The sequence below is a fragment of the Sphingomonas sp. NFX23 genome (genome assembly GCF_049887795.1).
Lineage (GTDB): Bacteria > Pseudomonadota > Alphaproteobacteria > Sphingomonadales > Sphingomonadaceae > Sphingomonas.
This window is the reverse complement of record NZ_JAGEKH010000005.1, coordinates 55,365-67,406: the sequence shown is the minus strand read 5'-3', so window position 1 is coordinate 67,406 and position 12,042 is coordinate 55,365. Positions and strand designations below refer to the sequence as shown.

Genomic DNA, 12,042 nt, shown 5'->3' with positions numbered 1-12,042 from the left:
TCCAAACTAAATCCTCTGGGATGTGTTCAAGCGTGGATGCCGGAACAAGCCCGGCATGACGGAAGGGTGGGCCGATGGCTTCGATCGATGACGACAAGAAGGCGGCTGCCGTTGCGGCTGTGGCCGAGGTGCGGGACGGGATGCTAGTCGGGCTCGGGACCGGCTCGACCGCGGCGTTCGCAATCCAGGCGCTCGGCGAACTAGTCGCCGAGCGCCTGCAGATCCGCGCGGTCGTCACCTCCGAAGCCTCCGGCAAACTCGCCCGCGAACTCGGCATCGAGATCCTCGATTTCGCCACTATCGCGCATGTCGACCTAACCATAGACGGCGCGGACGAGATCGACTCGCGCTGCTTCGCCATCAAGGGCGCAGGCGGCGCGATGTTGCGGGAAAAGATCGTCGCCGCAGCCTCGGCACGGATGGTCGTGATCGCCGACGGCTCCAAACGCGTCGACCGGATCGGCGCCGCCAAGCTGCCGGTCGAAGTGCTCCCCTTCGCCATCGCCTATGTAATGCGTGTGCTGACAGACATGGCCGCCGCCCCGATCATCCGCGACAACTACCGGACGGACCAAGGCAATCTCGTCATCGACTGCCACTTCGCGACCCTCGAAGACCCCCGCGCAACCGCCGCCACGCTAGCCGCGATCCCCGGCATTCTCGGCCACGGCCTGTTCCTCGACGAGGTCGACGCCGCATATATTGCAACGAACGGCGTCGTTACGCGACTGGAACGGATGGGTGCATCCGACTAAAGGCATCCTATGTTGGCAACCAGATCGGATGCGCGGCGTTCGGTCACCGTCTAGAGCGAGGCTTCTTCCATGACCGATACCGCAACCGCCCCCACCAAGGCGGACCCTATGCTGCACGAGGACGGCTCCCCCGAGCGTCTGGCGATCGATACCATCCGCACGCTGTCGATGGACGCGGTGCAGAAGGCCAATTCGGGCCATCCCGGCACCCCCATGGCGCTCGCGCCGGTCGGCTACACGCTCTGGTCGAAGTTTCTACGCTATGATCCCAAGCACGCCGACTGGCCGAATCGCGATCGCTTCGTGCTGTCGGTCGGCCATGCGTCGATGCTGCTCTACTCGCTGATTCACCTCGCCAAGATCGAAGAGATCGATGCGGACGGTAACAAGACCGGTAAGGAGGCCGTCAGCCTCGCGGATATCGAGCAGTTCCGCCAGCTGTCGTCGAAGACGCCGGGTCACCCCGAATATCGCCACACCACCGGTGTCGAGACTACGACGGGTCCGCTCGGCCAGGGTTGCGGCAATTCGGTCGGCATGGCGATTGCCGAGCGTTGGCTCGCGGCGCGCTACAACAAGGACGGCTTCACGCTGTTCGACCATGACGTCTACACGATCTGTGGCGACGGCGACATGATGGAGGGCGTCTCGGCCGAGGCGGCGAGCCTCGCCGGTCACCTCAAGCTCAGCAATCTGTGCTGGATCTACGACAGCAACCACATCTCGATCGAGGGCGCGACCGATCTCGCGTTCGACGAGGATGTCGGCCTGCGCTTCGATGCCTATGGCTGGAACGTCATCCATATCGACGACGCGAACGACACCGCCGCGCTGAGCCGCGCCATCGAGACGTTCAAGGCGACCAACGACAAGCCGACCTTCATCGTCGTGCATTCGGTGATCGGCTACGGCAGCCCCAAGGCAGGCAGCGAGAAGGCCCACGGCGAGCCGCTCGGCGAGGAGAATATCCGCCTTACCAAGCAGGCGTATGGCTGGCCCGAGGACAAGTCGTTCTACGTGCCGGACGGCGTGATCGAACATTTCAACGGTGCGATCGCGGAGCGTGGCGCCAAGCTGCGCGACGAGTGGGTCGCGCTGACCGACAAGTATCGTGGCGCCTATCCCGAGCTGTCCGCCGAGCTCGACCTGCTGCTCAAGGATGAGCTGCCCGAGGGCTGGGATGCCGACATCCCGACCTTCGAGGCGGATGCCAAGGGCGTCGCCAGCCGTGATTCGGGTGGCAAGGTGCTCAACGCGATCGCCGCCAAGGTGCCGTGGCTGATCGGCGGTTCGGCCGATCTCGCGCCGTCGACCAAGACCGACATCAAGGGTCAGCCCTCGTTCGAGGCGGAGAATTACGCCGGTCGGAACTTCCACTTCGGCATCCGCGAACACGGCATGGGCGCGATCGTCAACGGCATGGCGCTATCGCATCTGCGCTCCTACGGCTCCACCTTCCTGGTGTTCGCCGACTACATGCGCGCGCCGGTGCGCTTGTCGGCGATCATGGAAGTCGGCGCGATCTGGGTGTTCACGCACGATTCGATCGGTGTCGGCGAGGACGGCCCGACGCACCAGCCGATCGAGCATCTCGCGACGCTGCGTGCGATCCCCGGCCTCGACACGATCCGTCCGAGCGACGCGAACGAGGTCGTCGCGGCCTGGAAGGCGGTCCTCAAGGACGCGAGCACGCCGGCCGCGCTGATCATGTCGCGCCAGGCTCTGCCGACGCTCGACCGGACCAAGTATGCAAGCGCAGACGGGCTCGAGAAGGGCGGCTATGTCCTCGCCGACAGCGACGGCACGCCCGACGTGATCCTGATCGCGACCGGCAGCGAAGTGTCGCTGGTCGTCGAGGCGCACGAGAAGCTGACCGCGGACGGCGTGAAGAGCCGAGTCGTGTCGATGCCGAGCTGGTATCGCTACGAACTGCAGGACGCCGCGTACAAGGAAAGCGTGTTGCCGCGCGAAGTGCGGGCGCGCGTTGCGGTCGAGATGGCCGGGTCGATCGGTTGGGACCGCTATGTCGGGCTCGACGGCGCGACCGTGACGATGTCGACCTTCGGTGCTTCGGCACCGCTCGCCAAGCTGCAGGACAAGTTCGGGTTCACCGTCGACAATGTCGTCAAGGTCGCCCGCCAAGTGATGGAGACCAAGTGATGGGTGCGCTCAACGATCTCGAAGGCTTCGGCCAGGCGGTATGGCTCGATTTCGTCGACCGGAAGTTCCTGGAGGCCGGTGGTCTCCAGAAGCTGGTCGACGAGGACGGCCTGACCGGCGTCACGTCGAACCCGTCGATCTTCGAAAAGGCGATGGGGCATGGCGACGCCTATGACTCGACGCTCGCCGAATACGATAAGCAGCATGCCGGCGCGGCGACGATCGACCGTTACGAGCATCTCGCGATTCAGGACATCAAGGCGGCGGCGGAGACGTTGAAGCCGGTCTACGACAAGCTCGCCGCGAAGGATGGCTATGTCAGCCTCGAGGTGTCGCCGTATATTTCGGACGATACCGACGCGACGATCGCGGAGGCGAAGAAGCTGTGGGGGATGGTCGACCGGCCGAACCTGATGATCAAGATCCCGGGGACGCTTGCGGGCGGTCCGGCGATCTCGTCGACGATCGCGAGCGGGATCAACGTCAACGTCACGCTGCTGTTCGCGCTCGACGCGTACATTCGCGTTGCCGAGGCGTATGCGGCGGGGCTCGAGGAGCGCGTCAAGCAAGGCCAGCCGATCGACAAGATCGCCAGCGTCGCGAGCTTCTTCGTCAGCCGGATTGATTCGTCGATCGACAAGGAGATCGATGCGCGCCTGGAGAAGGGCGATGCCGAGGCTGAGGCGCTGAAGGCGGTGCGCGGCAAGGTCGCGATCGCCAACGCCAAGATGGCGTATCAATGGTATCTCGACTTCCTGAAGTCGGACCGCTGGCAGGCGCTCGCCGCCAAGGGTGCGCAACCGCAGCGCCTTCTGTGGGCGTCGACCGGAGTTAAGGATCCGAGCTATCCCGACACGCTCTACATCGACACGCTGATCGGCAAGGATACCGTCAACACGATGCCGCCCAAGACGATGGACGCGTTTCGCGATCATGGCACCGCGGCGGAGACGATCACGGCGGACGTCGAGGGCGCGAAGCATACGCTAGCGGAGGCCGAACGACTGGGTCTCGACCTCAACGGCGTGACCGGCAAGCTGGTCGAAGAGGGCGTCGCGTCGTTCGTGAAGGCGTTCGACGACCTGCTCGGCTCGATCGCCAAGAAGCAGCCCGCGACGGCGTAAACTTCTGCTCCCTCTCCCCGTTGGGGAGAGGGCCGGGGTGAGGGGCGCCGCGAGCGCTGCCCTCCCCAACTGCCCGTCACCCCAACCCTCTCCCCGGCGGGGAGAGGGGGTAAGCAAGGAATTCCCCATGAAGATCGGACTGATCGGCCTCGGCCGGATGGGCGGCAACATTGCGCGCCGGTTGATGAAGAACGGCCACGAAGTCGTCGCGTTCGACCGCGATGCCGAAGCCGTGAAGAAGCTTGCCGCCGATGGCGCGATCGGGGCGGATTCGCTCGACGACATGCTCGCCAAGCTCGACACGCCGGCGATCTGGTGGGTCATGGTCCCCGCAGGCGAGCCGACCGAGAGCACCGTCCAGGCGATCGCCGCGAAGTCGAATCCGGGCGACATCATCATCGACGGCGGCAACAGCTTCTACAAGGACGACGTCCGCCGCGCGAAGGAACTGGCCGAGAAGGGCATCCACTATGTCGACGTCGGCACGTCGGGCGGCGTGTGGGGCCTCGAGCGCGGCTATTGCATGATGATCGGGGGCGACAAGGAAACGGTCGACCTGCTCGATCCTATCTTCGAGACGCTGGCGCCGGGCATGGGAACGATCGTCCGCACGCCGGGCCGCGTCGAAGGCCAGGCCGATCCGCGCGCGGAGAAGGGCTATATCCACGCGGGCCCCTCGGGCGCCGGGCACTTCGTCAAGATGGTCCATAACGGCATCGAATACGGCCTGATGCAGGCCTATGCCGAGGGCTTCGACATCCTCAAGGGCAAGTCCGGCGAGCATGTCGTCGAGGAGGAGCGCTTCGACATCAACCTGACCGACGTCGCCGAAGTCTGGCGTCGCGGCAGCGTGATCTCGTCGTGGCTGCTCGACCTGTCGGCGATCGCGCTGGCGAAGGACGGTACGCTCGAAGGCTTCAGCGGCAGCGTCGCGGACTCGGGCGAGGGCCAGTGGACGATCGACGCGGCGATGGAGGAGAAGGTGCCCGCCAACGTGCTGAGCGCGGCGCTGTATGCGCGCTATCGCAGCCGCGTGGACCATACGTTCGGCGACAAGCTGTTGTCAGCGATGCGCTATGGCTTTGGCGGTCATGTCGAGATGCCCCAGTGAGCGGTGGCATGAGCGGGGCAATCAAGCTGCTGGTCTCCGATGTCGACGGGACGCTCGTCGACAAGGAGAAGAAGGTGACGCCCGCGACCGTCGATGCGGTCAAGCGACTGAAGGCGGCGGGTCTCGGCTTCACGATCATCAGCGCACGCCCGCGTTCGGGGATGATGCCGATCGCGGACTTGCTCGGCATCGACGAGCCGATGGGCGCGTTCAACGGCGGGATCGTATTCAAGCGCGACGGCACCGTGATCGAGCACCACATGATCGACGTCGATGTCGTTCGCGGCGCGATGGAGATCATCGGTGACGCGCCGGTCGACACGTGGTTCTTCGCGGATGACGTCTGGTATGCCAGCACCGACCAGGGCGGGCATGTCGGCAGCGAGAAGAAGGCCTCCGCGCAGGACCCGGTGATCGTCTCCGACTTTACCGACCTGCTCGCCAAGGCCGACAAGGTAACGTTCGTCAGCGATGATGAGGATTTGTTGCGCGACCTGCACGCGAAGGTCGCCGCCAAGTTCGATGCGCAGGCGACGATCGTCCAGTCGCAGACCTATTATCTCGACATCACGCCGGTGGCCGGCAACAAGGGCAGCGGGATCGAGGAACTGGCGGACGCGTTCGGCATCAGCTTGACGCAGACCGCGGCGATCGGCGATCAGGCCAACGACATCGCGATGCTCAAGCGCGCCAAGTTGGCGATCGCGATGGGCAATGCGCCGCAGACCGTCCGTGACGTCGCGCACGAGATTACCAGCGCGAACGATGCCGATGGCGTCGCGCACGCGATCGACACGTTTATCCTTACTGGAGTTTCCGCATGAAAGAGTTGGTTGCCTTCGACCTCGATGGAACGCTGGCCGAGAGCAAGCAGCCCTTGCAGGAGCCGATGGGCGAGGCGTTGGCGAATCTGCTCGACGTCGCGCATGTCGCGGTGATCTCGGGCGGCGACTGGCCGCAATTCGAAAAGCAGGTCGCGTCGCGCCTGCCCGAGCGCGCCGATCGCACCAAGCTGTGGCTGATGCCGACGACGGGCACCAAACTGTACCGGTTCGATGGCGAATGGCGCGCGGTGTATGCCGAGCTGTTCGAGGAGGACGAGAAGCAGAAGATCCTCAAGGCGTTCGACGAGTCGTTGGAAGCTACCGGGTTCGTGCCCGAGAAGACCTGGGGCGAGCGGATCGAGGATCGTGGTAGCCAGATCACGTTCTCCGCGCTCGGCCAGGAAGCGCCCATCGATGCCAAGCACAGCTGGGATCCGGACTTCGCCAAGCGCAAGGTGATCCAGGCCGACTTGCAGAAGCGCCTGCCGGGGCTGTCGATCAACATGGGCGGCGCGACCTCGATCGACATCACGCGCGAAGGTGTCGACAAGGCTTACGGCCTGAAGAAGCTCAACGAGGCGAGCGGCATCGCGCTCGACAAGATGATGTTCATCGGCGACGCGATCTTCCCGGGCGGGAATGATTATCCGGCCGAGCAGCTCGGGCTGGACGTCGTGAAGGTGAAGAACGTCGACGGCACGCTCGCGGCGATCGCCGGAATCGTCGCGTGCCTGAAGTAAGGGCATGAGCGTCGCCTTCCGTCGCGAGAGTGACGAGGAACATCTCGAACCCAAGTTCGAACAGCCGATCGCGCCGGGGCCCAATCTGGTCACGGCGCGGGGGTTGCGATTGCTTGGCGAACGGGTGACGGAAATCGAGGCTGCGGTTGCGGCCGAGACCGACGAGGAGGCGCGCAAGCTGTTGCTGCGCGACCTGCGCTATTGGCACACGCGCCAGACGACCGCCGAACTCGCGCCTTTGCCGGAAGAGGACGAGGTCGGGATCGGTTCGCGCGTTCGCGTTCGGATGAACGGCGCGGAGCGCGTAATTGCGATCGTCGGTGGTGACGAGGCCGAGCCTGGCGAGGACCGGCTGGCGTTCTCGGCACCGCTGGCGCGCGCGCTGATGGGCGCGGCGGTTGGCGAGACGGTCGCGTTTGCGGACAAGCCGGACGCGATCGAGGTTCTGGCGATCGACAAGGATGACGGCTGATGGCTGAAGCGAAATTCGAACGGCACCGTCAGGCGTGGACGCAGGACGAGATCCAGAAGCTGCATACGCTGGCGAAGAAGGGCATGGCGTTGAAGGCGATCGCTAAGGCGCTGACCCGGAGCGAGGAATCGGTGAAGGTTCGGGCGAAGGAAGACTCGTTGAATATTGCGAAGCTGCGGTAGCGGCTGAGGGCACCTAGCCCTCTCCCCGGAGGGGAGAGGGAGTAGAAGGGGCGTTATCGTCTCCTCCACGCCGTCGGAGGCTTCCGGGCCCCCGCATGGCGCCATTTCGAACGGTATCACCGCGAGAGACATTGCCGCGATAGGCGCCGCGCCCCCGCCCGAATGGCACCACCCCGGCGGAGGCCGGGGCCCAATTGGAAAGGTCGGAGTAACTGCGCGCAACCTGCGTCATTGCCGTCCCCCAATTGGGCCCCGGCCTTCGCCGGGGTGGTGCTAGCCAGCGGATCGGGATATTTCGCTGACTGCAGATCACCACTTATGTGGCCCCGCCCGAACACGCTACCACGGCCACCCCTTGTTCTCCCGCGAAGGCGGGAGCCCAGTCTGGGTCCCCGCCTTCGCGGGGAAACATTTTAATAGGCGGCCGCTGACCGAAGCCGCACGGAGCTCCACTTGTCCGAATACGACGCCATAATCCTCGGGGCAGGCGCAGCCGGCCTCATGTGTGCCGCCGTCGCCGGCCAGCGCGGGCGGAAGATCCTGCTCGTCGATCACGCCGACCAGGCGGGCAAGAAGATCCTGATCTCCGGCGGTGGACGGTGCAATTTCACCAACGTCCACACCGCCGCCGACCGCTACATCTCCGCCAACCCGCATTTCGCCAAGTCCGCGCTCGGCCGCTACACCGCGCAGGATTTCCTCGCGCTCGTCGAATCCTACGGCATCGCTTGGCACGAGAAGACGCTCGGACAACTCTTCTGCGACGGCTCCGCGAAGCAGATCGTCGAGATGCTCCTCGACGAATGCGACAAGGGCGGCGTCGACCTGTCGCTCGGCCGCGCGATCACCGGAGTCGACCACGCAGACGGCCGCTATCGCGTATCGCTAGACGGCCGCACCGTCACAGCCCCCGCCTTGGTCATAGCAACCGGTGGCCCATCAATCCCTAAGATGGGCGCAACCGGGTTCGCCTATGATCTCGCACGGCAGTTCGGGTTGAAGGTCGTCGAGCCACGCCCCGCACTCGTCCCGCTGACGCTCGGCGGCGATGAAACGCTCTTCCGCGAACTCTCCGGCGTCGCGGCCGAAGTCGTCGCCACCGCCGGCAAGACCGCATTCCGCGAGGCGGCGCTGTTCACGCACCGCGGCCTGTCGGGCCCCGCGATCCTCCAAGTCTCGTCCTACTGGCGCAACGGCCAGCCCGTCGGGATCGATTTCCTCCCCGATCGCGAGTCCGGCTGGCTCCCCGCCGCCAAGCGTACCACGCCGCGCGCGACTCTGCGGAAACTGCTCGGCAGCACGCTCCCGGACCGACTCGCGGAGACTTTGAGCGAGCGTTTGGGCATGACGAACGAGATTTCCACGCTCACCGACCGCAAGCTCCAGGACGCCGAACGCGCGCTAAGCCATTGGCAATTCACGCCGAATGGCTCCGAAGGCTATGCCAAGGCCGAGGTCACCGCGGGCGGAATCAGCACCGCGGAACTGTCATCGCAAACAATGCAAGCCAAACGCGTACCAATGCTGTATGCAGTCGGCGAAGCGGTCGATGTCACAGGGTGGCTCGGCGGCTACAACTTCCAATGGGCATGGGCGAGCGGGTGGGCCGCGGGTCAAGTCCTGTAGGGACCACCACGCCAGTGCCTTGCCGTTGCGTAAGCCGGCCACCAATTAGGACGTACATGCCTTTTACAAATATTCCGTCGCTTCTTTCCGAGGCGCTCGAAGCGCGCGGCTATACCGCGCTCACCCCCGTCCAGGCTCATGTGATCGAGGACAACGCGATCGGTCGCGATCTCGTCGTGTCGGCGCAGACCGGCTCGGGCAAGACCGTGGCGTTCGGCCTGGCGATGGCCGGCGAACTGCTCGGTGAAGCCGGCGAGGACGGCGTCCAGCGCCTGCCCGCACCGCACAAGCCGCTCGTCCTCTGCATCGCACCGACTCGCGAGTTGGCGCTTCAGGTCAGCCGCGAGTTGATGTGGCTCTACGCCAAGGCCGGTGCGCGCATTTCGACCTGCGTCGGCGGCATGGACGCCTCGAAGGAGCGTCGTTCGCTCGCCCACGGCGCGCATATCGTCGTCGGCACGCCGGGTCGTCTGCGCGATCACCTCGAGCGTGGCGCGCTCGACCTGTCGGCCCTCAAGGTCGCCGTGCTCGACGAGGCCGACGAGATGCTCGACATGGGCTTCCGCGAAGACCTCGAGCAGATCCTCGACGCGTCGCCTGAAGCACGTCGCACTTTGCTGTTCTCGGCGACGATGCCCCGGCCGATCGTCGCGCTCGCCAAGCGCTACCAGAAGGATGCGCTGCGGATTTCGACCGTCGGCGAGGATCGTGGTCATGGCGATATCTCGTACCAGGCCGTCACGGTCTCGCCGTCCGAGATCGAGCATGCGGTGATCAACCTGCTGCGCTTCCACGAGGCGGAGACGGCGATGCTGTTCTGCGCGACGCGTGACAATGTGCGTCACCTGCACGCGAGCCTCGTTGAGCGTGGCTTTGCCGCCGTCGCCTTGTCCGGCGAGCATTCGCAGAACGAGCGTAACGCTGCGCTTCAGGCGTTGCGCGATCGTCGTGCGCGCGTCTGCGTCGCCACGGACGTTGCGGCTCGCGGTATCGATCTGCCGACATTGTCGCTGGTCGTGCACGTCGAACTGCCGCGCGATGCCGAGACGCTCCAGCATCGCTCGGGTCGTACCGGTCGTGCGGGCAAGAAGGGCACCGCCGTCCTGATCGTGCCGTTCCCGCGTCGCCGTCGCGTCGAGATGATGCTTCGTGGTGCGAAGATCAACGCGGAGTGGGTCAACGCCCCGACCGCGGAGGACATCCGCAAGAACGATCACGAGCGGCTGATCGGCATGCTGTTGCAGCCGGTCGAGGTCGAGGAGGAGGATCGCGCGCTCGCCGTCCGCCTGATGGCCGAGAAGACGCCGGAGGATATCGCCGCGGCGCTGGTGCACATGCACCGTGCGACGATGCCGCAGGCCGAGGACCTGATCGACCAGAGCAAGCAGCCGACTCAGGACGAGCGTTCGCAGGGTCCGCGCGCGGGCTTCGAGGACACGGTCTGGTTCCGGATGGACATCGGTCGTCGCCAGAACGCCGATCCGCGCTGGATCCTGCCGCTGATCTGCCGTCGCGGGCACATCACGAAGTCGGAGATCGGTGCGATCCGGATCGGTCCGAACGAGACGGCTTTCGAGATTCCCCGCGCGGTTGCGTCGCGGTTCTCGGCGGCAATCCAGCGGACGGCACAGGCTGGCGAGGAAGAGAGCGGCGTTGCCATCGAGGCGATGCAGGGTGCGCCGGAGAGCGGTGCTCGGCACGATGGCGGCGGCGGTGGTCGCAGCAATGCGAGCGGCCCCCGCTCGACGCTGCACCGTGCGGCACCGCGTGGCGGTCCGGCTCCTGCACGGAAGCCCCCGTACCGCGGCAACCGCGAGCGCAGCTGAGGACCTCGGCGCGTCCTTTCCAATGGGGGAGGGCGCGTCGCCCTCAAGAACTCCGTCATCCTGACGAAAGTCAGGATCCAGAGTAACGAACGCCGCCCTGCTTGATCCTGGATCCTGACTTTCGTCAGGATGACGGGAGCGGGTGGGGCGGTTTGGGATGTGTACGATGACGAACGTATCTTCCAGCGCGATCCGCATCTTGGTCGACGCCGATGCATGCCCCGTCAAAGACGAGATCTACAAGGTTGCATGGCGCCACGAAGTCCCCGTGACGATCGTCGCCAACAGCCATTTCCGCATCCCCGTCCACCCGCTGATCTCGCGCATCGTGGTCAGCGACGGGTTCGACGCGGCCGACGACTGGATCGCCGAACAGGCCGATGCGAAGTCGGTGGTGATCACCGCCGACATCCTGCTCGCCGACCGCTGCGTGAAAGCCGGCGCAACCGTACTCGCCAACACCGGCAAGCCCTTCACCACCAGCTCGATCGGCGGCGCGATCGCCACGCGCGCGATCATGGCCGACCTGCGCGCGGGCGGCGACATCATCGGCGGCCCCGCACCCTTCTCCAAGACCGACCGGTCGAGCTTCCTCTCCGCGCTCGATGCCGCGCTGGTCCGGCTGAAGCGCCGCTAGCCGGAGCGTAGACAGAGCGGCTGGCCCGTCGCTACACTCCCGCCACCGATCATGCGGCAGGGGAGAGCGCGATGCAGTGGAAGATGTTGGCGGCCGCGGCGGCGGCGGTTGTAGTTTCGGCCGGGGCGCCTCTCCTCGCACAGGTGGCACCCGCCGGGATATCCGACCGGTACACGGCGTGCCAGGCGCGGGCCCGCGGCAACACGGTGCAGGGCGGTATCTGCGCGCAGACCGAAATGGCGTCGCAGGACGCGCGGCTGAACAAGGCCTATCAGGAGGTCATGCGGCAACTCGCGAGCCGACCGGCGCAACGTATCGCGTTGCGCGACGAACAGCGATCCTGGCTCAAGGCGCGCGACTATGACTGCAAGATCGATGGAGAAACGATCGACACCGCCTGCCTCGTTACAAAAACCGCAACCCGCGCGAGCGAACTGGAACGCAAGATCCGCTTCTAACGGCATTCCGCGGGGGGCAGGGCTGCGAGCGCGCGCGGCGGATCGAGCCCGGTCCGCTATGCTATCAGCCGTCGTCGCCAGCAAGCGACCCGACCAAAAGGCTGGCCCACCGGAGCGGTAACATCAG

Annotated in this window: 12 protein-coding genes; all 12 read left to right on the top strand. The window is 65.5% G+C overall.

Annotation, left to right across the window (positions count from 1 at the left end; genetic code table 11):
* The first annotated feature begins 74 nt into the window (after window positions 1-74).
* On the top strand, window positions 75-755 hold the full coding sequence (rpiA, locus tag J4O76_RS14065; RefSeq protein ID WP_426282496.1) for a ribose-5-phosphate isomerase RpiA: 681 nt from the start codon (window positions 75-77) through the stop codon (window positions 753-755).
* A gap of 69 nt (window positions 756-824) precedes the next feature.
* Window positions 825-2,915, top strand: coding sequence for a transketolase (tkt, locus tag J4O76_RS14060; RefSeq protein WP_060527246.1), 2,091 nt, complete (start codon window positions 825-827; stop codon window positions 2,913-2,915).
* Entirely contained in the window at window positions 2,915-4,039 is a 1,125-nt protein-coding gene (gene tal / locus J4O76_RS14055; RefSeq protein WP_426282495.1) for a transaldolase, read from the top strand. The genes tkt and tal overlap by 1 nt, the downstream gene beginning before the upstream one ends.
* 127 nt (window positions 4,040-4,166) lie before the next feature.
* Window positions 4,167-5,150: a phosphogluconate dehydrogenase (NAD(+)-dependent, decarboxylating) gene (gene gnd, locus J4O76_RS14050; RefSeq protein ID WP_426282494.1), complete on the top strand. Its 984-nt coding sequence runs from the start codon at window positions 4,167-4,169 to the stop codon at window positions 5,148-5,150.
* A gap of 8 nt (window positions 5,151-5,158) precedes the next feature.
* Window positions 5,159-5,974 (top strand): Cof-type HAD-IIB family hydrolase, encoded by an 816-nt coding sequence (locus tag J4O76_RS14045; protein WP_426282493.1) that lies wholly within the window; start codon window positions 5,159-5,161, stop codon window positions 5,972-5,974.
* A complete protein-coding gene (locus J4O76_RS14040) occupies window positions 5,971-6,714 on the top strand; it encodes an HAD-IIB family hydrolase (RefSeq protein WP_093399819.1) in 744 nt (247 codons plus the stop codon). The genes J4O76_RS14045 and J4O76_RS14040 overlap by 4 nt, the downstream gene beginning before the upstream one ends.
* A 4-nt stretch (window positions 6,715-6,718) precedes the next feature.
* Window positions 6,719-7,186, top strand: a complete 468-nt coding sequence (locus J4O76_RS14035; protein ID WP_093399817.1) for a GreA/GreB family elongation factor — start codon at window positions 6,719-6,721, stop codon at window positions 7,184-7,186.
* On the top strand, window positions 7,186-7,368 hold the full coding sequence (locus J4O76_RS14030; protein WP_055881387.1) for a hypothetical protein: 183 nt from the start codon (window positions 7,186-7,188) through the stop codon (window positions 7,366-7,368). The genes J4O76_RS14035 and J4O76_RS14030 overlap by 1 nt, the downstream gene beginning before the upstream one ends.
* A gap of 501 nt (window positions 7,369-7,869) precedes the next feature.
* Window positions 7,870-8,994 (top strand): NAD(P)/FAD-dependent oxidoreductase, encoded by a 1,125-nt coding sequence (locus J4O76_RS14025; protein ID WP_426282900.1) that lies wholly within the window; start codon window positions 7,870-7,872, stop codon window positions 8,992-8,994.
* A 56-nt stretch (window positions 8,995-9,050) separates the two neighbouring features.
* A complete protein-coding gene (locus tag J4O76_RS14020) occupies window positions 9,051-10,820 on the top strand; it encodes a DEAD/DEAH box helicase (protein ID WP_056055171.1) in 1,770 nt (589 codons plus the stop codon).
* Between the two features lie 166 nt (window positions 10,821-10,986).
* Window positions 10,987-11,457 (top strand): YaiI/YqxD family protein, encoded by a 471-nt coding sequence (locus tag J4O76_RS14015; protein ID WP_426282492.1) that lies wholly within the window; start codon window positions 10,987-10,989, stop codon window positions 11,455-11,457.
* Between the two features lie 71 nt (window positions 11,458-11,528).
* Entirely contained in the window at window positions 11,529-11,915 is a 387-nt protein-coding gene (locus tag J4O76_RS14010; protein ID WP_426282491.1) for a lysozyme inhibitor LprI family protein, read from the top strand.
* Window positions 11,916-12,042: the final 127 nt, after the last annotated feature.

What these genes read in the sequence shown, in the direction of transcription:
- J4O76_RS14025 (WP_426282900.1), top strand. Translation starts at nt 7,870, where the DNA reads ATGTGTGCCGCCGTCGCCGGCCAGCGCGGGCGGAAGATCCTGCTCGTC.
- J4O76_RS14045 (WP_426282493.1), top strand. Translation starts at nt 5,159, where the DNA reads ATGAGCGGGGCAATCAAGCTGCTGGTCTCCGATGTCGACGGGACGCTC.
- J4O76_RS14010 (WP_426282491.1), top strand. Translation starts at nt 11,529, where the DNA reads ATGCAGTGGAAGATGTTGGCGGCCGCGGCGGCGGCGGTTGTAGTTTCG.
- rpiA (WP_426282496.1), top strand. Translation starts at nt 75, where the DNA reads ATGGCTTCGATCGATGACGACAAGAAGGCGGCTGCCGTTGCGGCTGTG.
- gnd (WP_426282494.1), top strand. Translation starts at nt 4,167, where the DNA reads ATGAAGATCGGACTGATCGGCCTCGGCCGGATGGGCGGCAACATTGCG.
- J4O76_RS14040 (WP_093399819.1), top strand. Translation starts at nt 5,971, where the DNA reads ATGAAAGAGTTGGTTGCCTTCGACCTCGATGGAACGCTGGCCGAGAGC.
- J4O76_RS14030 (WP_055881387.1), top strand. Translation starts at nt 7,186, where the DNA reads ATGGCTGAAGCGAAATTCGAACGGCACCGTCAGGCGTGGACGCAGGAC.
- J4O76_RS14020 (WP_056055171.1), top strand. Translation starts at nt 9,051, where the DNA reads ATGCCTTTTACAAATATTCCGTCGCTTCTTTCCGAGGCGCTCGAAGCG.
- J4O76_RS14015 (WP_426282492.1), top strand. Translation starts at nt 10,987, where the DNA reads ATGACGAACGTATCTTCCAGCGCGATCCGCATCTTGGTCGACGCCGAT.
- tkt (WP_060527246.1), top strand. Translation starts at nt 825, where the DNA reads ATGACCGATACCGCAACCGCCCCCACCAAGGCGGACCCTATGCTGCAC.
- J4O76_RS14035 (WP_093399817.1), top strand. Translation starts at nt 6,719, where the DNA reads ATGAGCGTCGCCTTCCGTCGCGAGAGTGACGAGGAACATCTCGAACCC.
- tal (WP_426282495.1), top strand. Translation starts at nt 2,915, where the DNA reads ATGGGTGCGCTCAACGATCTCGAAGGCTTCGGCCAGGCGGTATGGCTC.